Origin of the sequence: Botrimarina mediterranea (assembly GCF_007753265.1) — a bacterium.
Classification (GTDB): Bacteria; Planctomycetota; Planctomycetia; order Pirellulales; family Lacipirellulaceae; genus Botrimarina; species Botrimarina mediterranea.
Genome location: NZ_CP036349.1, coordinates 3,500,814 through 3,520,291, shown reverse-complemented (window position 1 = coordinate 3,520,291; position 19,478 = coordinate 3,500,814). Strand labels below are relative to the sequence as shown.

Sequence of the window (19,478 nt, the reverse complement as noted above, 5' to 3'; positions counted from 1 at the left end):
CGCGATTACGGGTGAGTGACGACGAGCACCGCGCCGTCGGCGGCGGAGACGAGCCAACGCGGGCCGTACGCCGTGGGGCCTGAGCCGAGTGGCTGGCCGAGTTCGAGCGTCGCCGACGCGTCGCCCGAAGCCGACGCGAATCGGACGAGCCGTCCATCGGCGAACGCCACGGCGACGCCATCGCCATCGACGAGTGGCTCGCCAACCGGTTTGGCGTTGTCGAGCGGCGCTCGCCAAGCGATCGCGGGTTCGCTCGATGGATTCACCGCCACGAGTTCGTCTGCTGTGGCTAGGAGGGCGACGTCGCCCGCCGCGTAGGGACCCCAGACGATCGCGCCGGGTAGCGGCAGGGTCCCGCTGGCGTCGAGGCTCGGGAGGCTGAACGCCGCCAGCGAGTTGTCAGCGAGCGCCACCACGGCCTGCTGGCCGACGATCGCCGCAGCGGCCGGCGCCGCTGACGTAGGGAGCTTAGCGCTGGCCCGTTCGACGAGGCTCGCCGACGCCGACGAGTCGATCGCCAGGCAGTAGACGGTCTCGGCGCCGTCGGTCAGCACCGCCACGGGGCCGGCCACTGCGGGCTTTGTCCATTGGATCGGGCTGCCCGCGGCGACGCGGGGTTGGAACGGCGTCGCCAGCGGTTGGCCCGCCAGATCGAGCAGGTGAACTTGTCCAATGGCGAGCGGTGTGAGTACTCCCTCACCCATGGTGACGGGCTCGCAAGCGAGCTCGCCCGGCAGGCTCACGGCGCGCGATCCGGCGCGGGGGGCGACGCGGACAGCAAGCCACTCGCCGCCGCCCATTTTCGCGAGCGCCGAATCGGTGCTAGCGAGCCTGGCGACGGCGTCGAAGACTTGCGGGCGGCTCGGCTCGGCGTCCGGTTGGGTGGACTGGCGGGCACGGACCTCGGGGGGGCCGATCAGGTGCGACTGCCCCGTGACCGTCGAGGCGACAACGGCACGGGCCGAATCGGAGTAGATCGGCGCGCCCAACGGCGGCGCCGCCAAGTCCGTCTCCCAGAGCAGCCTCCCCGTGCGCGAATCACTGGCGGCGACCGTCAGGCCGGGCGCCCCTTTGCGGACGCGGGCGTGGAGCACGGCGTCGCCGTTCTTGACGATCGGGCCGACGAACAGGTCTCCCGTGCAGGCGTCGGGCAGGTCGCGCGGCGCCAGCCGAGAATCGGCGAGGGATGCGGCCGTGCGGCGGAGCCCTTCGCCGGCGATCCAGACCTCGCCCCGCGACTCCACGACGCTGCGTCGCCGCTTTTCGCCTGGCTGGGCGGGCTGCGACGCAATCAGCGTCAACGGCGCGCCCTCTTTCGCGGCGGTCACCTCGAACAAGTAAACAGCGCCCGACTCGGTCGCCACCAAGAACCGCCGCGCCGAGACGACCGCGGGCGTCGAGACGATCCCTTCCAGGCGCCATTCGCCGAGCTGGGACCCGACGACACCCGACTCATCGGTCGCGTAGACGCTAAGCCGGCTCGTTTCGGCGCCGGTGTTCTCGATGATCGCGACGCGACCGCCGATCGCCAACGGCGGCGTGAGGACCGTCCCCGGGGCGTGACCCGTGAAACGCACGCCGATGCACTCCAGCGACTCGGTGTCGAGCGTGTAGAGACTCGACTGCTGACCCGCGACGTAGGCCCTGCCGGTCTCGGCGTCGATCGCCGGCGCCGAACGCAGCGGCTGGGCGAACTCGGTCGCGCCAACCCGCGCGCCGCTGGCGGCGTCGAAGGACCAGAGGCGGCCCGATTCGCTCGCGACGAGCACCCGCTCGCCAGCGATCGTCGGCTCGAAGAGGGGCGCTTCGGGGCCTTCGACCGGCGTCCGCCAGATGAGTTCACCGGTCGCGGCGTTGACGCGCACCAACTCACCGCTGCGGTGATCAAGCAGCAGCCGATCGTCGCCCAGGGTCACCGCATTCGTCTCCGCCAGTCGCACCCCAACCGGCCGGCGCCAAGCGAGCGTCCCGTCCGCTGCGTTGACGGCGTAGGTGACGCCGTGGAAGGTCGCCGTGAACACGCCGTCGGCCGTCGCCGCGCCGTCGCGGCGCGGGTTGACGAGGGGCAGCGCGAGGGCAACCGGCGATTCGGCTTCGGTCGTGACGGCGTCGGCGGGCTCGGGAGTGAACTTCACTTGGCTGCGTTCGGCTTCCACCGCGGCTGCGAGTTTCTCCGCCAGGCGGGGGTCGTCACGCAGCTCGGGGCGCCGATCGACGAACGCGGTCCGCGCCTTGTAGGCCGCTTCGATGTCGCCGCTGGAAGTCGCCGCTTCGATCGCCGTCAGCGTCTTGCCGAGGTCGTCGAGCGCCTCGCGACGCCGGGCGACGCGGTCGAGCAGGTCGTTGATCGCGGTGACTTCGCGTTCGTCGCGCAACGACTTGGGGACGTACTTGGTGTTGTTGACCAGCGTGAGCGCTTCGGTCGCTTGGTTCACGAGCCCCTCGACCTTCTCGTTGTCGAAGTCGGCGCCGCCGGAAGCGCGGTCGGCCGAGTCGGCGAGGCCGCGGGCGATACGCGGCAAGATCGAGGCGAACTCGCCGCGGTTCTCGGAGAACGCCTCCTCGTCTTCGATCTGCGGCAGCTCTTGCTGGGCGGTCGCGAGCGCGGCGGGCCAGTCGCTGGCGGTCTCGGTCTGTTGCCGCAACCGCACGACGGCGAGCTTGACGCGGGCCTCGCTCCACCGGGCGTTGCCCTCGAAGTCCTCGACGAACTCTTCGTACACTTCACGGGCTTGCGCGTACGAGCCGCTGGCGTAGGCCGATTGGGCCGACTCGAGCAGTTGATCGCCCGACTGGAGGTTCATCACCACCACCAAGGCGATGCCGCCGAGCGCGAGGAGCGCCAGGGCGCCGCCGCCAAGCAGCAACAGCGGCGAGTCGAAGTCGTTCTTGTGGGACTTCTGGACGTGCTTCCGCCGGCCGGCCGCGTCTCGTTTGACGCCGCCCTTAGTCTTCTTGGTTTCGAGGTCCGAATCGAAGGGATCGTCCGGCGCGACAGGCGTCGGGTTGGCGGGGTTGAGGATGCCCGATCCGACCTGAATAAAACTCTCGCTGGAGGCTTGCAGGAGGGTCGCCGCTTTGCCGTCGGTGATCAGGCCGCGCGACTGGAGTTTCTTAGCGAGGGCCTCCGCGGTGATCGCGCCGCCGCTCGCGCGGTACTCCTCGTACAGCTCGTCGAGCACATCGCTAGAGACGAGCTTCTGGAGCTCGATCGCTTCGAGGAATTGTTTGGCGGTCGCCATCGGGTCGGGGGTCTCTTTGCGAGAAAGTCGTGCGGCACGGGGGGCGGTTAATACTCGTCTTCGACACTCATCAGGCGGATCTCTTCAACGCCGGCGCCGCTCCCCGCGTCGAGGGCCGAGACGACGAACTCGTGCGTCGCGTCGCCGCTGGCTTGGACCAGCATCTTGCGATAACCACCGCTGGAGCCGGCGGCGCCGTCGGGCATCTGGCCTTTCCGGGCAGCGCGGACGAGGTTGCGCATGTCTTGGCGGCTGGGCGCCTTGACCTCTTCGGTCCAGGCGGGGCACATGACCCAGTAGACGTTGTCGCCGTCGAGGCGGACGATGATCGAGTCTTCCTCTAACTCGTCGATCGATTGGGTCGGCGCCGAGTCGTCGTCCTTCACCGGCGGCACCGCGATCGCTTTCTGCAGCGCGAACGCCGCGGTGATCATGAAGAAGATCAACAACAGGAACGTGACGTCGACCATCGGCGTCATGTCCATGTCCCCTTCCTCCTCGGCCGCGTTGCGGCGCGCGCGGGCCCACGGGCTCGGCCGGGGGCCGGAGCGCGGTTCTTCGGGAGGTGGTGGGGGAGTCGCCATGGGGTGGCTCAGGACGCCTTGAACTAATCGGTATCGAGGACGGCGAGGTGGAGGTTCACTCCTTCGACGCGCGAGATGCTGGTCACCACTGCCGCCACGTGGCGGTAGGCGACGCTCTTATCGGCTTTGACGATGACGTTGGGCTTATTATCGACGAGGCCTGCCTCGACCGCCTTCTGGATGGCCGCGTCTCGCGAGGCGGCGTCCTCGGGGAGCAGGAACTCATCGATCTTGCCGTCGGCGGCGTAGATCGGCGCGAGGGGGCCCGACGCTTCGCCGATGGTGAAGACGGTCGACTCGAGCTGACTGACCGCTTCGCCGTGGAGGGCCTCCGGCAGGCGCACCGAGCTTTCTTGGTCGGGGGTCGAGGTCACGAGGAAGAAGATCAACAGCAGGAACGTGATGTCAATCATCGGCGTGATATCGACCTCATCCTCTCCCGCGCCGGGCTTGGCCCGGCGAAGTGAAGGAGAGAGCGTGGCGGCGTCGGGATTGAACGGCACGGCGACGGAAGTGGCGGGTCGGGGTTGGGCGGATGGATGTGAGCGACGGCAGACTAACGGAGCCGTAAGACCTCGAGGATCTGCGAGACGCCCGCGGTCACGAGGTCTTCCATCTTGCGGATCTGGACGTTGATGCCTTCACGGGCCAAGAGCAGCGGCACCGCGATCGAGAGGCCGCAGGCGGTCGTGATCAGAGCGAACATGATGTCCTCGGCCATTTGGCCGGTGTCGACCTTGGTGCCGGAGCTGAGGTTGGAGAAGGCGCCCATCATGCCCACGACCGTGCCCAGCAGGCCGATCATCGGCGCGCTCTTGATGACGGTCGCGACCCAGCTGAGGCGGTAGTCGATGTCGGACATCACGTCGAGCTGGAACCGTTCGGCGAGTTGCCGCTCGACGCGCTCGGCGCCCTGCTCACGGTTCATGATCGCGTAGAGCGCGAGCTGCGGCATGGCCCGGCGGTCCTCGCCGCAGAGGGCGATCGCGTCGTCGTACCTCTTAGCGGTGACGGGCTCGTCGATCGCCTCGATGAAGGCGTCGAGTTCTTCCTCGTCACGGAAGCGCACCATCGCGACGCGCCGCCACACCAGGATCAGATTGAACACGCCCCAAATGGCGATCCCCCCCAGCCCGATGAAGGTGATGTACTCAACGATCTTGAAGAGCAGCTCGAATTTCATGCTCGTTCTTTTAGTTTGTCAGCGACGCGTTGTAGCGGGGCGTCTGCTTGAGAACGCCCGCGTTGGGGTTAGAAGTACAGCCTTTGCTCAGCGACCTCGAAGTCGTAACCGGACCCGCGTTTCACGACCTTGAACACGGTCAAGGCGATGTCCCCTGTGGGACGGTCGCCCGCGGCTTCTTTCTCCAGGGCGAGCAGCTTGTTTTGCAGGGCGGGCGAGCAGAACTCGAGGATCAACTGGCCGTGCTTGAGGATGCCGGCCTTCTCGGCGAGGCGGCGATCGAGCGGGTAGAGCGGCCCCCCTGCGGAATTGAAGTATAGCCGGGAGTCTTCGGAGGGGTCGCCGGTTCGGACAACGGGGTTGGGCGTGCTGACCTTGGATGCGTAATAGACGACGTTGTCGGCGCCGAGAACCGCGACCTCGAGGCCGACCTCGTCGAACCACTTCGCGTACTGATCGAACGATTCGGGCTCGAAGCGGATCTCTCGGCGGGGTTCGCGACCCATCCCCATCCCGTTGCCAGAGACGCCCGTGCCGCGGGGGTCGCCCTTCGAGGCGCCGGCGTTCTGGTCGTTCTCGGTCGTCATGTCCTCGGCCATGAGGACCTCGTCGCTCGTGGCGGCGATCGAGAGCTGATCGAGAAGCGATTCGAGGTTCTTCTCGAGTATCTCTGGGGCGTTCTCGACGCCCGGCAAGAGATTGTTCGCCTGCGGGTTGTTGGCGGCGCTGTCGTTGAACGGGGATACCGGCGTCACCGGGATCGCCGGCGGCGTGCGTTCCAGCCGGCTGGAGAAGAAAATAACGACGATGCCGAAGGTCGTCATGCCGACCATCAGCAACAGCGCAATGAGCAAACTGCTCGTGCGGTCGTACGCGCTGACACGCAGCCCGGACGCCGCCCGCTCGGGGCGCAGCGATTCAAGCGACTCAACGGCCAAGGTCGATCACCGCCTCCGGCCGTAGGGTGAGATACCACCGTTTCCACTGTTCGAGTTCGGCGTAGCGCTGGTCGTCGTTGAACTCGTCAGGCATGCCGAAGCCACGCGGCCGCCGGGCGATGGCCCGCAGTCCGTCGCGCGAGGCGAGCGCCACGCGTGGGTCGGGATCGGTCAGCCCGTACATGAGCACCGGGGCGAAGTCGAGATCGCCGAGGCTCCCCAGCGCGCGGGCGGCGACGAGCCGCTGGTTCGGTTCGCCGGCGCGGAGAACTTGCGACAACCTCGCCGCGTCGGCAGACGAGAGCTTGCCGACAAGCAGGGCGGACGGGTCCGCCGCGAGGGCGTCGAGGCGGTCGGCCTCCCCTTTCTCCATCATCGAGAGGAAGTCGGCGACGCCCACGACGTCCATCTCGACAACGACCTGACCCCGCTTGAGCGTCGCGGACGAGAGGTTCTTCGGCAGGCCCCGGCCGCTGACGAGGGCCCCCTCGCCGATGCCGCCTTGAAGGCTCTTCTGAGTCGCGCGCATGAGGAACAGAACGGCAAACGCCGTGTCGGCCGGGGCGCCACAGCCATTGTTCCATTGGCCCGGCTTGATCTGACTTCCCTCCAGGTAGTCGACGCCCTGCTCGTACCACTCGGGTTCCAGTTCCGATTCACCCGACCGCAACTCGTTGAACGAGTGGTACCGTTCCAAGGCGTAGAGGTAATAGAACGGGAAGGCTCCAGCCGAGTTGAAGGGCGCCTCGTTCATCCACTGTTCGCCGAGCTCGAACGACTTCGTAACCTCTTTCCAATCGACTCCCGAGGGGCTGAGAGGCTTGGCGGAACTGACTCGGTCCTTCGAAAACCGCAGGGAGGGCGGCAGTTCGCCGCCGTTTCCAGTCCCGGCGGCCACCGACATCGAGCCCGCGTTGAGCAGACCGTGGAGGTCGGCGCCAATCATGAGGCTCGCCATGGCTGCCGCGGTAAGCGTTGGGGTGACGCCGGCCTGGGCTTCGCGCTTGCCGCCGTCGGGAACAACGCCGTGGTATCCCCACCCGCCGTCGGGGGCCTGGGTCTTGTTGAGCCAGGACATCAGGCCTTTCACTTGGTCGTCATCGAGGGAGACTCCCGCGCGATGCGCCTGCCACATCGCCAGGGCGACGTACTGGGTTTGCGAGGTGTCGCCAACTTGTTCACCTACGTAGCCCCAGCCGCCGTGGGGCAGTTGGCGCTTGGTGAACATGTTGAGGTACTGCTGGATGGTCGCCTTCTCGGTCTTGGGAGCGACCTCGGATAGGAAAATCACCGCCAGGCACTGGCTGTAGGTGAAGTTGTCGCGCGAGACTTCGCCGGCGCGTTCCGCGCAGGCTTGGATGGCCTCCTTAATCCGCGGGCTGTTCTTTTTGCCCGCCTTGTGGAGGGCGAGGCCCACCAAGCACTTGGACCCCAGCATTCGGTCGTACTGACCGCCATCGAACGGGATCGTCTCCAGAGTTTTCACTCCGGCTTCGACGAGGGCTGAGACCCGCGGGCTGGTGGGCAGCAACGCCGTCGCTTGCGCAATGCACAGACCCCAAACGACCGTCACCGTCGTGACGTACCGGGAGACTCCACGCAGTTTGGTGGGCGACGCTCGCACTGATCGATATTTGCCTTGTTCCGTAGACATGACAGGCCGGAGGCCCGCCGAGGGTTGTCTCTCGACGTAACCCATTTAACCGATGCTACTTCCGCCCATCTACTCTCGTCAACCAATGGGCCGGGAGCGGGTCGAATTTTAGGGCGGTTTGACAGACGCCGCCTTCGCCCTAGAATGCGGAGCTTCGCTGAGAGACTCACGCCCGACTTGGTTTTGGCCGAAGAGACTTTTCATGCGACGCCTAGCCCGCTGGAAGCGTTCCAGGGTCGGCCGGGCATCTGGGTGCATAGCTCAGTTGGTTAGAGCGCAGCCCTGATAAGGCTGAGGTCGGAGATTCGAGTTCTCCTGCACCCACTTTTTCTTATCCCCCCGAGGCGCCCGAATCGGCCTCGCGGTGGCGGCGGTGATTCGGCCGAGTTCCCGGGCCGCCGTCGGCGTTCTCATGACGGGACACCCGCAACGCCGGCTCTCTAAAGATAGGGGATGCCGGACGGGCGTCGAGAGAGAGATCGATTCCGTTTCGCGTTGGACGATGCCGCGCGGTAGGGCTCAGTGAGCGCTTCCAGCCGCCGCCGGGTACGGTTCGGGTTGTTGGCCGCTGGCCGCTTCGCGGATCACCTCCACCAACTGCTGAACGCCGATTGGCTTGTTCAGAATTCGGTAAACGCAGCCGAGCGCATCCGCCTGCTCGCGCGCCTCGTCGCTGACCCAGCCGCTAAGAATGATGAAGCAGGTGTCCGGGTGTTGAGGCGCCACCTGCTCTAGGAACTCGATCCCGCCGATGCCGGGCATCGCCAAGTCGGTGACCACGATGTCGTAGTGGTTCCGTCCCGTGAGCAGGGCCTCGGCGTGGGGGGCGGAGCAGGCGGTGGTGACATCGAACTCGCACCGTAGACCACGCTCAAGGGAGCGTAGCAGCAGTTCTTCGTCATCAACCAGAAGGATGCGGGGGCTGACGGTCATCGGGTGCTCGTCGTGGAGACGCCCCATCGTGGGGCCGGGTTGCGGAGGCCGGAGGTCGGCTTAATGAAGTCTTCCTTACCCGGGAAGAATCGCAACCTTCATCGCGGCAATCACGCCGCGAGGCCGTCCGCACCACCGCTGCGTCCCGACTCCGGGCGTAAAAACCCGAGGAGAGTGTTCGGAGTTGAACCTTCTGCGAGCAACCTTTCGTCAATAGCCGCTCAATTTGCGTGTGCATGGATATGCAATCCCCTCAAACTGGGGGTGGCTTTTTCTCGTCTGTCCTTGTGGACGATTTTGAGGTATACTTTGCTCACTTGAACAAGGTGTGAGACCTTCCGGACTCACTTCTCGGGGTCTGCCTTTTTAGGCGGGGCTACCGAAAGCGCCGGTTGTGGTCATTCAAATTCGAAGAAAGCGGCGACCCGGCCCGGGCTTTACCTCTCTGCCATGAGAGGCCCTACCAGATCCTCTGGATATCAAATCCTTTGGATATTGGGCCCCCCGGTACCTGGCTCTCGACCGCGATTGATTCTCTTGCCCCTTGCGGCCAAAGCCGCTTGCAGCCGTTGCAAGCAGCGATTGGCGGCGTCTCGTGACGCCTGCCCCGATGGCCGTCAATTAGGCAACCGCTCCCCGTGCATGGCGCACTACTGCGCTGTGGATGCGCGCGAGCAACCCCTTCCAGGACCCACTTGATGAAGTTTGCTGACCTCGGCCTCGCCGAACCTTTCTTCCGCGCCGTCAAAGAACTCGGCTACGAAGTCGCCACGCCGATCCAGGCGCAGGCCATCCCCTCGATCCTCGCGGGCTGCGACCTCATCGGTTGCGCGCAGACCGGCACCGGCAAGACGGCGGCGTTCACGCTGCCGATGCTGGACCGCTTGGTGCAGTCCACGCCCAAACGCGACACCAACACCGCCCAGCCCGAGCAGCAAGAGTCGACCGTCGAACGCCCCAACCGACCGGAGCGTCGCCGCAACCGCCACGGGGCGACTCCCAAGCCCCGCACGATCCGCGGCCTCGTGCTCGCGCCGACGCGTGAGCTCGCCGCCCAGATCGGGGCCAGCCTCAACCGCTACGGCAAGCACACGGCCCTACGCAACGCGATCATCTACGGCGGCGTCTCCCAGGTCCCGCAGGTGAAGGCGCTGCGGCACGGCGTCGATGTGCTGGTCGCCACGCCGGGGCGGCTCTTGGACCTCGTGAACCAGGGCTACGTCGAGCTGAAGCACGTCCAGGTCCTCGTGTTCGACGAGGCGGACCAGATGCTCGACATGGGCTTCTTGCCCGACCTGAAGCGCATCGAGCGGCTCGTGCCGCGCGAGCGACAGACGTTGATGTTCTCGGCGACGATGCCCGAGCCGATCCGCCAGATCGCCAACGAGTGGCTCCACAATCCCGTGTCGGTCCAAGTGACGCCGGTCTCGACGCCCGCCGACCGCATCGAGCAGTCGGTCCACTTCGTCGATCAGAAGCAGAAGCCCGACCTGTTGACGCAGCTGCTGCATGAGACGGCGCGGGGGCGGACGCTGGTGTTTAGCCGCACCAAGCACGGCGCCGACAAGATCGTCAAGCACCTCGAGCGCAAGGGCCTCGAAGCCGCCGCGATCCACGGCAACAAGAGCCAGGGCGCTCGCAATCGGGCGCTGGAGCGTTTCAAGGGGAAGAACCCGCCGGTGCTGGTGGCGACGGATATCGCCGCCCGTGGCCTCGATATCCGCGAGGTGACGCACATCGTCAACTACGACCTGCCCGAAGTGCCCGAGACGTACGTGCACCGCATCGGCCGCACGGCCCGAGCGGGCGCCGAAGGCATTGCGTTCTCGTTCTGCGCCGGTGACGAGCGTGGCTTGTTGCGGCAGATCGAGCGGCTGATGAAAGTCTCGATCCGGATTGAGCCAACGCTGGATGGCTTCGAGCCGACGGAGCCGATTTCCCACGGCACAACGAGGAAGAAGTCGGGCGGCCGTGGCGGTCGCAGCGGCGGCTCTCAGGGTAAGCCTAAGGGACCGATCAAGCTCGAGTCGACCGGCAAGCCGCGGCGTCCGTCGCGTAACAAGGCGAAGTCGAGTGGGAGTGGCGGCGCGAAGCCTGCGGGCAATCGCGCGGCTGGGGCAACGGCGACGGCGACGCGACCGCCCAAGAAGAAATCACGTCATCGCTCTGCGATTTGACGTTGTCGTTTAAGGTTGACTCGAAACCGTTGATGGGGGCGGCCTAGCGGATGCTTACCTTCCGGCTTTTAGTAGGAATCCTGCTGTCGGCGATCGGCGCCTCGTGCGCCGACGCCGCTCAGCAGAAGAGCCACGCGCAACCTCCCAACATCGTCCTGGTCTTTGTCGACGACATGGCGTGGGGCGACCTGAGCTGCTTCGGCGGCACGGGCGCTGAGACGGAGAACATCGACCGGCTGGCCAGCGAGGGCGTCCGTTTCGAGCAGTTCTACGTCAACGCGCCGATCTGCTCGCCGAGCCGCTGCGCGATCACGACGGGTCAGTACCCGCAGCGGTGGCGGATCAACTCGTATCTGGACAACCGCCAGCAGAACCGGCGGCGGGAGATCGCCAACTGGCTCGACCCCGCGGCGCCGACGCTCGCCAAGGCGCTCGCTGAGAACGGTTACGTCTGCGGGCACTTCGGCAAGTGGCACCTCGGCGGCCAGCGCAACGTCCGCAACGCGCCGTTGATCACGCAATACGGCTACGAGGAGTCGCTCACCAACTTCGAGGGGCTCGGCGCCCGCATCCTACCGCTCAACAACGCCCACGACGGCAAGGGGCCGCAGCGATACGCGCTGGGGTCGGACCTGTTGGGTCGCGGGCCGGTGATCTGGCGAGACCGTGCGTACGTGACGCAGGAGTTTACGCGGTCGGCGATCCAGTTCATCAAGGGGGCCGTCCATCGCGACGCGCCGTTCTACGTCAACGTCTGGCCCGACGACGTGCACTCCCCCTTCTTCCCGCCGAAGGACCTGCGTGGCGACGGCAGCCCCAAGGCGGTCTTCCACGGCGTGCTCGACGCGATGGACCAGCAACTCGGTGAGTTGTTCGACTTCATCCGCAATCATGAGAAGTTGCGCGACAACACGATCGTGCTGGTTTGCAGCGACAACGGCGGCGAGCCCCGTACCGGCGACCACGGCCCGCTGCGGGGCAGCAAGGCGACGCTCTTCGAAGGCGGTGTCCGATCACCGCTGGTCGTGTGGGGGCCGGGCCTGCTGGGCGATGGCGTGAAGGGCGCCGTGAATCGCGAGTCGGTGTTCGCCGCTTTCGACCTGCCGCCAACCTTGCTAGAGATCGCCGGCGTCGGCGCCGACAAGATGCCCGAAGCCGATGGCGAGCCGCTCGTCGAGGTCTTGCGCGGCGAGTCGGACGCGTCGCGTCGCCAGCCGATCTTCTTCCGCCGCCCGCCGGACCGCGACGTGATCCCGTTCTACGGCAAGGGCGACCTGCCGGACCTCGCCGTGCGCGCCGGCAAGTGGAAGCTGCTGTGCGAATACGACGGCTCCGAGCCGCAGCTCTACGACGTCGTCGCCGACCCGGGCGAGTCAAACGACCTAGCTTCGGACAATAACCGCGTTGTTGAACGTCTCGTTCGCGCCGTCACGGAGTGGCACACAGCGATGCCGCAGGACAACGGACCGCACCTTGCCGATCGTGAGTGAGTGCGGCCGCGGAGCGATGGCCGGAGAACGAAAGCCCAAAGACGAGAAGAACGCAGAAGACGCCCACGGCGGGCAGGGCAAGTCATCGGGCGGTCACCACTATAGTGTACTTCAGTTGGCCGTAGCGTCTCGCGCAGAGACGCGGAGACGCAGAGGGTCGGCAGCGAAGACTCACGCAAAGCCGCCAAGGCGCAAGGACAAAGTCGTTGAGAAATGAGCGCAGCTGCGAACGATTGCACAGCAACAAGTTCTTTGCGGCTTAGCGCCTTTGCGTGAGTCTTGAAGGCATCCAGCTCTGCGCCTCTGCGTCTCTGCGCGAGACGTCTCCACGTTGCTCCGTGGATCAGAGCGAGGCTAGAAAAGCTACGGCCAAGTGAAGCATGCTCTAACTGCTAACGATCGTCTTTTAAGAAACTACGGAGAGCACGGAGAAAAGCACCGAGAGAAATCCTCGGTGCGTCCTCCGTGCCTTCCGTGCCCTCCGCGTCTCTGTGGTGAATCAAAAAAAGGCCCGGGCACTGCCCGGGCCTTTTCGTTTAGCTAACCGCTAACCGCTAACCGCGTCCCTCACTCCGCCGAGAACGCGTACACACAAGTATGCGTGTACGTCTCGCCGGGACGCAGCACGACGCTCGGGAAGTCGGGCTTGTTCGGCGAGTCGGGGTAGTGCTGGGTTTCGAGGCAGAAGCCGCTGCGGTGCGCGTAGGTCTTGCCGTCCTTGCCGGTCTGGCCCTTGAGGAAGTTGCCGCCGTAGAACTGCACGCCGGGCTGGTCGGTGAGGACCGTCAGCACACGGCCCGACTTGGGGTCCTTGACGGTCGCGGCCTTGTGCAGTCCCTCGACGTCGGACGGCGTCTTGTTCAGCACGAAGTTGTGGTCGTAGCCAGCGCCCTCGGCGTCGCCGAACGAATCGACGCGATCGCCGATGGCGTGCGGCTCGCGGAAGTCGAGCGCCGTGCCTTCCACCTTGGCGATCTCGCCGGTGGTGATCAGCGTGTCGTCAACCGGCGTGTAGTGGTCGGCGTAGAGCGTCACGACGTGGTCGTTGATCGTCGGCGAGCCGGCCCCGCTGAGGTTGAAGTAAGCGTGGTTGGTAAGGTTGAGAACCGTCGGCTTGTCGGTGGTCGCCTCGTACTCGATCCGCACCGCGTTGTCATCGGTGAGCGTGTACGTGACCTGAGCCTTCAGCTCACCGGGGTAGCCCTCTTCGCCGTCGGGGCTGGTGTACGAGAAGGTGACCGAGTTGTCGGCGTCCGACTTCTCTCCCTTCCAGACGACCTTCGATAGCGCGCGGTCGCCGCCGCCGTGGAGATGATTGGGGGGGTTGTTCGTGGCGAGCGTGTACTCCTTGCCGTCCAGCGTGAACTTACCCTTAGCGATGCGGTTGCCGTAACGACCAACGACGTTGCCGAAGTACTGGTTGTCATCGCTGAGGTATTTGGCGGGGTCGTCGAAGCCGAAGAGCACATCGGCCGTCTTGCCTTCCTTGTCGGGGACTTCGGCGGCCATCAGCGTGGCGCCGAGGTCGAGCAGTTTCACCTTCATGCCGCTCTTGTTCTCGAGCGTGTAAACGTGGGTCATCTCTCCCCCGGGAGTCTTTCCGAATTCAGCGACCTCGACGGCCGGCGCCACCGAAGCGATGGCGAGCGTGGCGAGGGCGGCGGTGCGCAGGATCATCATGGCGGTTCTACTCAGAGTGGGAACGGGCAGCGACAAGGGCAATTGCCGACAGATTGTGGCGCCAGCGGCGTCGAGCCCCTGACTGACGAGTCATCCGATCCGTCGAGGATCGCCACCAGCGCCCTGCCCCGTCAAGTAGCCCGTCGGTTTTGGCCCGCCGCCGGAGTCTCGCAGACGCCTTTTTCGCAACGCCCCGTGAGACGCAACCGCTGGCGTGCAAAGAGGCGATAAGCGACGTCGAGAGCCGGGCGAATAACCGGCCATCGCGTCACCGAGACGATCCAGCCGCAGCCAACCGCCGCGTACAGCCGCCGAAACACCTCGACCCCGACAAGCCAGTTCCCTTGGGCGTCGCGGCCGTGGATCTCGGCCATCAGGCGGTCCTGAGTCACCCCGTAAGCGGCGGCGTCGAAGTCCGCATCGGCGATGTCGGTGAATCGGACCCGCTCCCGTTTGTCCCAACGCCGGATCATCGCGATTTCGCGGCGACAGAGGGGGCAGTCGCCGTCGAAGAAGACCTCGACCTCGTAGGGTCCGACGGGCGGGGCGGTCGGCGGCGGTGGCTGGAGGGGCATGGTGTGGGAAATAAGTCCGGATGCGCGGGTTCAACGTCGAACTATAGGCCCGCCGCCTCAATCGGCGAGTGGTGCCGGGCGTTGCGGCAAACGGCCCCTGGGGATACGCTACAGGGCTCGCCCGGGCCCCGTGGCGCAATTGGATAGCGCGTCGGCCTCCGAAGCCGAAGGTTGCTGGTTCGAATCCAGCCGGGGTCACTTGCTACCAAAAGACTTACGACGACGGTCGTTTTTCTCTTTTCGAGTTGTCACGGTATTTGTCACGGTATCCCGTTGCTCAGGCAATAGGATGGGGGCTCAGGTGAGTTGCCGCTCACCCAAGCCCCCGGCTGAAGCAAACCCTGCGGTTCGCTCCGTTGGACCTAGTTTCCGACTGGAGGGTTTGCGAGATGCCGAAGAAACCGAAGCCCTGGTTGCGCAAGGGCCGGGGGTGGTGGGTCACCATCGAGGGCAAGCAGTACGCGCTTGGCACAGACAAAGACGACGCGTACGCCGAGTTCCATCGGCTGATGACACAGCCGAAAGAGCGGCGTCAGGTCAGCGGCAAGTTGTTTGCCGGGACCGCCGACGACTTCCTGGACTTCGTCGCGAAGAACAACGCCGAGGCGACTTTCGCCTTCTACCGCGACCTGCTGCAAAAGTTCTGCTCGCTGCACCCGAACCTCCGCATCGACCAGCTCAGGCCGTTCCATGTCCAGAAGTGGGTCGACGGCTACGGTCACCTCTCGAAGAACTCGCGGCGGAACCACATGCGGGCCGTCAAGCGGTGCGTGCGGTGGGCCAAGAAGATGGGCTACATCGACACGAACCCCATCGAAGACCTGGAACTCCCGGGGGCCGAGAGCCGCGAGGTCTGCCTGACCGACGCCGAGTACATCGAACTGCTCCGGTTCGCGAGCCCCGACTCGCTCAAGGACCTCATCACGGTGACTTGGGAAACCGGCTGTCGCCCCCAGGAATCGCTCATCGTCCGGGCGAGCCACGTTGACCTGGAGAACCAGCGCTGGATCATCCCGGCGAGCGAGACGAAAGGCGAGCGGTGTGCCCGGGTCGTCTACCTGACCGACGAGGCGCTCTTCATCACCCGCAAGCTGATGCTCAGCCACCCCGTAGGGAATCTGTTTTGCAACAGCAGCGGCAGACCTTGGACAGCCGACACGGTCAACTGCGCATTCGACCGGATTCGTCAGCGGATGGGCAAGGCGGTGATGGCCGAGCGGGGCGTCACCGTGCCGGACGACGAGGTCGAGGCGTTTGTCCAGACGCTCAAGAAGACGAAGATGGAGAAGGGCGTGCTGCGGGAGAAGCGGCCAGCCGAGCTTCGGACCGAGGCGCGTCAGAAGCTCACCAAGCGGTTGGCGGCCACGCTCGTCCCCCGGTACTCGCTGTACGCTCTTCGACATACGTGGGCGACCAACGCGTTGCAGCGGGGTGTCAATTCGGTGACGGTGGCGGAACTGATGGGGCATTCGGACCCCTCGACGCTCGCGAAGACCTACCAGCACGTCTCAAAGAACCCGAAGTTCATGCTGGCCGAAGCCAAGCGGGCGACGGCTAGAGCTTGAGGTGCTTGAGCCGTTGACGGGGTTGGCGGTCGGAAGCACTCGATTCAGAGAGGCCGACCCGAGTGCTCTGCAAATAGTCGGAGATGGCCTGATCGGTGATGCGGATGACCCCGCGTCCCAAGCCGACCCGGTGGTGCTCTATACGCCCGGCCTGAATCAATCCGCGTACGGTCTTCTCAGAAACGCCTAGCTTCTCGGCGGTTGCGCGGACCGTGTTCATTAACGATTGGGTTGGAAGTCGTACCGAACCTCCGCTCGGGCTCGACAGAGGGGACGCCGCCCCTCGCGCCTCTGCCCTCGCCACGGCCCTCAGCCGGAGGTGAAGGGCCGAGGCGAGGGCGACGGCGGAGGGGCTTACCGAAAACTCTGTTGGGGTTGGTTCAAAAGGGAGACGAGGCCGCGTTACGCGGCGCTCGCTTCGGGGGTGACAAGCCCACCCCTCACTGGACGGTCACGAATCGCTCTGGTCGGGCGTGATCCGGAGGGCGTCCGCTTGAAGCGGGGTCGGAAGAGAGACCGCCAGAAACAAACTTGGTCCGTTGCCGAAATTTGAGGGGCTTGTCGTTACGCTCCTGTTGCTTGCAGGGATTAGTTGAAAGGTGGGGGAGGGAGCCCCTTAGCAGAAATCCCTCCCCCGGTTCGGTCACGCCGCTGCGCCTCGTTTCAGGTAGACCGGCTCGCCGGCCCGTTGCACCACAAACCCCGAGAGGTCTTCCCGGGCGATCCCCTTGGCGCGGAGCCCCACGATGTAGCCGCCCCTTGTGGGAACTTGCTCGTCGTCGAGGAACCGCGCGTCGTGCTTGTCAGCGTCGACCACGGGGAAAGTCCCGTAGGTCTCGGGCAGACTCGGCCAGAAGACGACCGCCACCCCGGCGCCCTCGTCCAGCAGAGAACGGGCCTCGGCCGCGTTGGTCTCGCTGTGCGAAAACGTGAGGTGGTAGTTGGCCGGGAAGTCGGATAGGCCCCGTCGGCCCAAGAGGAACTGGCGGACCCGCGAGGGGACTTTGGTGTAGTCGTAGAATTCGAGGTCATCGAATTCGGCAAACAGTTCACCATGCAAAGTCTCCCACGGGATGTCGCTTGTTCCGTTGAGCCGAACGGCGGGAGTCATCCCTTCCCGTCGCGCGTCTTCCCTGAGCAGCCGCAAGTCGCAGCGAAGAAGGTCCAGGAAGTGCTCCTGGTCTTCGGCGTAGAGCGCCGTGCGGCGGTCGCGGGCGTTGGCCGATTGCAGCATCGTCATCCGCCCCGACGCATGCCCCAGGCAGACCCGGAGGCAACCCTCCGTCGCCCGGGGGCAGAAGACCCCGGGCGTGAGATAGAGCACCCGCGAGAGCACCCCCACGCCGCGGGACTTTTCGGTCTTGGCGGACGACGACAAGAGCCGCCACGGCGGCCCCAGTCGCTCAAGGATCTCCTTGGGGTTGTGGTAGTGAAACATCGACTGCGGGTCCCCCGTTCGGAGCACCCGGAGTCGTGAAGCGGTTGGTTGTCTGGTCATAAGCGTTCTGTCCTTTTGGCGGCCCGTAGTCCACCGAGGGGAGGCGGCCGCCTTGCCCAACTCCCTCGCCCCAGACGTAAGAACGCAAAGGGCCAAGGCTTGGGGAGACAAGAGCGAGAACGCGACAGGCAGAAAAACCAACACGGGCGTCACCGAACAAAACTCCTTGGTTAGCGGATCGGGCTAGAGGTACTGCGGCACGCAGCGGCGCCACGCTCCGGCCAGTAAAGGCGTTAGCCCCGAGAACTCGTACACCAGCGCCTGCCGGTTGGGGCCGCCCGTGCGGACCACGAGCCGCTGGCTGTGACGGTCCCGATGCGCGTGGCCGCCGGGGAAGGTGTAGTCGATCGGCTCGGCGCCCCAACGGCCAAGCAACCAGTTGCCGCGGAACCAGCGGTTGCCGATCACCACGGCGCCCGAGTCGAAGAGCGTCAGCACGCCGTCGATGACGACGCGGTCGGGTTGACGCTCAGCGTTTGTGTCGTTCAGCGGCATCGACATCCAGCGGATACGGGTCGGTTTCGGCTTCGGGGGCATCGTAAGGATTTCTCGTTCAGGTAGGGCGCCGAGAGGCGTCGTGAATCGCTCGTTGGGCGGAATCGGCATGGGGTCGTTGGTCAGCGAAGGGTGGGGGGCGCCTCCAGCGGCGTGACGCTCCTCCTGTCGGTTTGGGGTAGTTGCGAGTTTGGCTTTTGGGGGAAGGGGTTGCCCGACGCTCCGCGGGCGGTCGTTACCACCAAGTCCAAACGACCGACTGGTGTCCGGCGTTACTCAGGCTCGGTTGTGGTGCGTTGTGTCTCACGAAGAAGACGTTGTGAGGGTTCTCGTCCCCCCGTAGGGCCCCGTCGCCCAAGCCACCGCAGTGACTTGGGACGATGGGGAGTAGGGGAAGCGACCAGGCCGCGGCCCAGTCACCAGGGGAGGCACTGTGCGAGCAGCCGCCCCACCCCAAGAACCGCTTCACGCATCAGCTCGTCGGGCAGCCGGGCGAGTCCGATAAGAACGTCGCCGACTCCAAACGCCATCAACAGAAGCCGCACACGGGGGTGTGGGGTTCGCTTTTTTCCTTGGTTTGTGCTCATAGTCAGTCCTCTTAATATTGGCGGGCGCAAGGAACGACTCGACCACGGTCAAGAAGTCCTGGAAGCCCGCACGCGTTATGCCGGTCGGTGAGCGCGCCTCACAGAGCCGGATAAAACACCTCACCAGAGTTCGAGCGGGCCATCGCGGTAGGCCCGCCAGACCGCTTCGATCTTCTGTCGCGTGTAGCCGCGGCCGAGCACCTCGACGGTGACCGTTTCGCCATCGCGCTCATAAGTCGCGTCGGGACGCTCGCCCGCACGGGGCGGGAAGGCGTCTTCGTGGCGCCACGCGGCGACACCGACGCTACCGAGCAGTTGCAGGTAGACCGCCGCAACCGCCAAGTCGTGCTCCCGCTCATGGTCGCGGGACGGGCGGCAGGCGCCGCCAAACGCGAGCCGTCCTTTGTCGGTCGCGAACACGCAGAGCGTCGGTCGCGGCTTGGCGTCTCGCCAACGTCGCTCGTTTGCCCAGGCGATGGTGGCTAGGTTGGGCTTACCATCGGTCAACCCCCAACGCAGCAGCGGCGCCACGGGGTCAACAACGCCGAGGCTGCCCCGCAACGTGCTCACCAGGCCGTGCTTCTGGAGGGTTTGCACCGCGCTGTAAGCCGACTCGACCGGCCGCCGCCGACCGCCGTAGAACGCCGCGGCGGCCTGATGGATGGTAAGCACACGGCAACGTCTCGCAAGCGTTTCGATGAGGGCTTGTGCTTCGGGTCGCATGGGCGGGGAACCGTCTTTCTGGTCGTCGAGCGCAGCGCGCAAGTCGCAACGCGCGCTGTGGCGCGGACTTAGAATGCTTCGACCGCCACCGCGCGCCGCCCGACCATCCCACGGCGGTCGCACGTCGGACGCGGCGAGCATTGGCCAGCCGCAC

The 19,478-nt window shown here is 65.6% G+C and carries 17 protein-coding genes and 2 tRNA genes; 5 read left to right on the top strand and 14 right to left on the bottom strand.

What is annotated here, in order from left to right; all coding sequences use genetic code 11:
• Nucleotides 1-5: 5 nt before the first annotated feature.
• From Spa11_RS13495 to Spa11_RS13470, 6 genes are all read right to left on the bottom strand, one after another.
• Nucleotides 6-3,242: a PQQ-binding-like beta-propeller repeat protein gene (locus Spa11_RS13495; protein WP_145113089.1), complete on the bottom strand. Its 3,237-nt coding sequence runs from the start codon at nt 3,240-3,242 to the stop codon at nt 6-8.
• A 47-nt stretch (nt 3,243-3,289) separates the two neighbouring features.
• Nucleotides 3,290-3,826 carry an ExbD/TolR family protein gene (locus Spa11_RS13490; protein ID WP_145113087.1) on the bottom strand — a complete coding sequence of 179 codons (537 nt, stop codon included), beginning with the start codon at nt 3,824-3,826 and terminating at the stop codon, nt 3,290-3,292.
• A gap of 23 nt (nt 3,827-3,849) precedes the next feature.
• A complete protein-coding gene (locus Spa11_RS13485; protein ID WP_145113085.1) occupies nt 3,850-4,329 on the bottom strand; it encodes an ExbD/TolR family protein in 480 nt (159 codons plus the stop codon).
• A 53-nt stretch (nt 4,330-4,382) separates the two neighbouring features.
• Nucleotides 4,383-5,009, bottom strand: coding sequence for a MotA/TolQ/ExbB proton channel family protein (locus Spa11_RS13480; protein WP_145113082.1), 627 nt, complete (start codon nt 5,007-5,009; stop codon nt 4,383-4,385).
• A gap of 68 nt (nt 5,010-5,077) precedes the next feature.
• Nucleotides 5,078-5,947, bottom strand: coding sequence for a hypothetical protein (locus Spa11_RS22990; RefSeq protein ID WP_197529386.1), 870 nt, complete (start codon nt 5,945-5,947; stop codon nt 5,078-5,080).
• Nucleotides 5,937-7,601: a hypothetical protein gene (locus Spa11_RS13470; RefSeq protein WP_145113080.1), complete on the bottom strand. Its 1,665-nt coding sequence runs from the start codon at nt 7,599-7,601 to the stop codon at nt 5,937-5,939. Before Spa11_RS13470 ends, Spa11_RS22990 begins: the two co-directional genes overlap by 11 nt.
• 250 nt (nt 7,602-7,851) lie before the next feature.
• On the opposite strand from Spa11_RS13470, the gene Spa11_RS13465 reads away from it, so the two are divergent.
• A tRNA-Ile gene (locus tag Spa11_RS13465) sits at nt 7,852-7,925 on the top strand.
• 195 nt (nt 7,926-8,120) lie between these two features.
• Here Spa11_RS13465 and Spa11_RS13460 read toward each other — a convergent pair.
• Nucleotides 8,121-8,561, bottom strand: coding sequence for a response regulator (locus Spa11_RS13460; RefSeq protein WP_145113078.1), 441 nt, complete (start codon nt 8,559-8,561; stop codon nt 8,121-8,123).
• Between the two features lie 671 nt (nt 8,562-9,232).
• Between Spa11_RS13460 and Spa11_RS13455 the strand changes: the two genes are divergently transcribed.
• Nucleotides 9,233-10,711 (top strand): DEAD/DEAH box helicase, encoded by a 1,479-nt coding sequence (locus Spa11_RS13455; protein WP_145113076.1) that lies wholly within the window; start codon nt 9,233-9,235, stop codon nt 10,709-10,711.
• Between the two features lie 50 nt (nt 10,712-10,761).
• Nucleotides 10,762-12,201 (top strand): sulfatase-like hydrolase/transferase, encoded by a 1,440-nt coding sequence (locus Spa11_RS13450; RefSeq protein WP_145113074.1) that lies wholly within the window; start codon nt 10,762-10,764, stop codon nt 12,199-12,201.
• A 567-nt stretch (nt 12,202-12,768) separates the two neighbouring features.
• On the opposite strand, the gene Spa11_RS13445 is transcribed toward Spa11_RS13450, so the two are convergent.
• Both Spa11_RS13445 and Spa11_RS13440 read right to left on the bottom strand, forming a co-directional pair.
• Nucleotides 12,769-13,881: an aldose epimerase family protein gene (locus Spa11_RS13445; RefSeq protein ID WP_145113072.1), complete on the bottom strand. Its 1,113-nt coding sequence runs from the start codon at nt 13,879-13,881 to the stop codon at nt 12,769-12,771.
• Between the two features lie 131 nt (nt 13,882-14,012).
• Nucleotides 14,013-14,456 carry a thiol-disulfide oxidoreductase DCC family protein gene (locus Spa11_RS13440; protein WP_145113070.1) on the bottom strand — a complete coding sequence of 148 codons (444 nt, stop codon included), beginning with the start codon at nt 14,454-14,456 and terminating at the stop codon, nt 14,013-14,015.
• A gap of 124 nt (nt 14,457-14,580) precedes the next feature.
• On the opposite strand from Spa11_RS13440, the gene Spa11_RS13435 reads away from it, so the two are divergent.
• Both Spa11_RS13435 and Spa11_RS13430 read left to right on the top strand, forming a co-directional pair.
• Nucleotides 14,581-14,654, top strand: a tRNA-Arg gene (locus Spa11_RS13435).
• Between the two features lie 191 nt (nt 14,655-14,845).
• Nucleotides 14,846-16,021: a tyrosine-type recombinase/integrase gene (locus Spa11_RS13430; protein WP_145113067.1), complete on the top strand. Its 1,176-nt coding sequence runs from the start codon at nt 14,846-14,848 to the stop codon at nt 16,019-16,021.
• On the opposite strand, the gene Spa11_RS13425 is transcribed toward Spa11_RS13430, so the two are convergent.
• The 5 genes from Spa11_RS13425 to Spa11_RS13410 all read right to left on the bottom strand — a co-directional run bounded on the left by Spa11_RS13425 (nt 16,011) and on the right by Spa11_RS13410 (nt 19,324).
• Nucleotides 16,011-16,241: a helix-turn-helix domain-containing protein gene (locus Spa11_RS13425; protein ID WP_145113065.1), complete on the bottom strand. Its 231-nt coding sequence runs from the start codon at nt 16,239-16,241 to the stop codon at nt 16,011-16,013. The two genes, Spa11_RS13430 and Spa11_RS13425, sit on opposite strands and share 11 nt — an antisense overlap.
• 423 nt (nt 16,242-16,664) lie before the next feature.
• The gene (locus Spa11_RS13420; protein ID WP_145113064.1) at nt 16,665-17,519 is read right to left on the bottom strand and encodes a GP88 family protein; all 855 of its coding nucleotides are present in this window, start codon (nt 17,517-17,519) and stop codon (nt 16,665-16,667) included.
• Nucleotides 17,520-17,702: 183 nt separating this feature from the next.
• Complete coding sequence (locus Spa11_RS13415) at nt 17,703-18,056, bottom strand: hypothetical protein (protein WP_145113061.1); 354 nt, start codon at nt 18,054-18,056, stop codon at nt 17,703-17,705.
• 374 nt (nt 18,057-18,430) lie between these two features.
• Nucleotides 18,431-18,601, bottom strand: a complete 171-nt coding sequence (locus Spa11_RS22985; protein WP_197529385.1) for a hypothetical protein — start codon at nt 18,599-18,601, stop codon at nt 18,431-18,433.
• A gap of 120 nt (nt 18,602-18,721) precedes the next feature.
• Nucleotides 18,722-19,324, bottom strand: coding sequence for a hypothetical protein (locus Spa11_RS13410; RefSeq protein ID WP_145113060.1), 603 nt, complete (start codon nt 19,322-19,324; stop codon nt 18,722-18,724).
• Nucleotides 19,325-19,478: the final 154 nt, after the last annotated feature.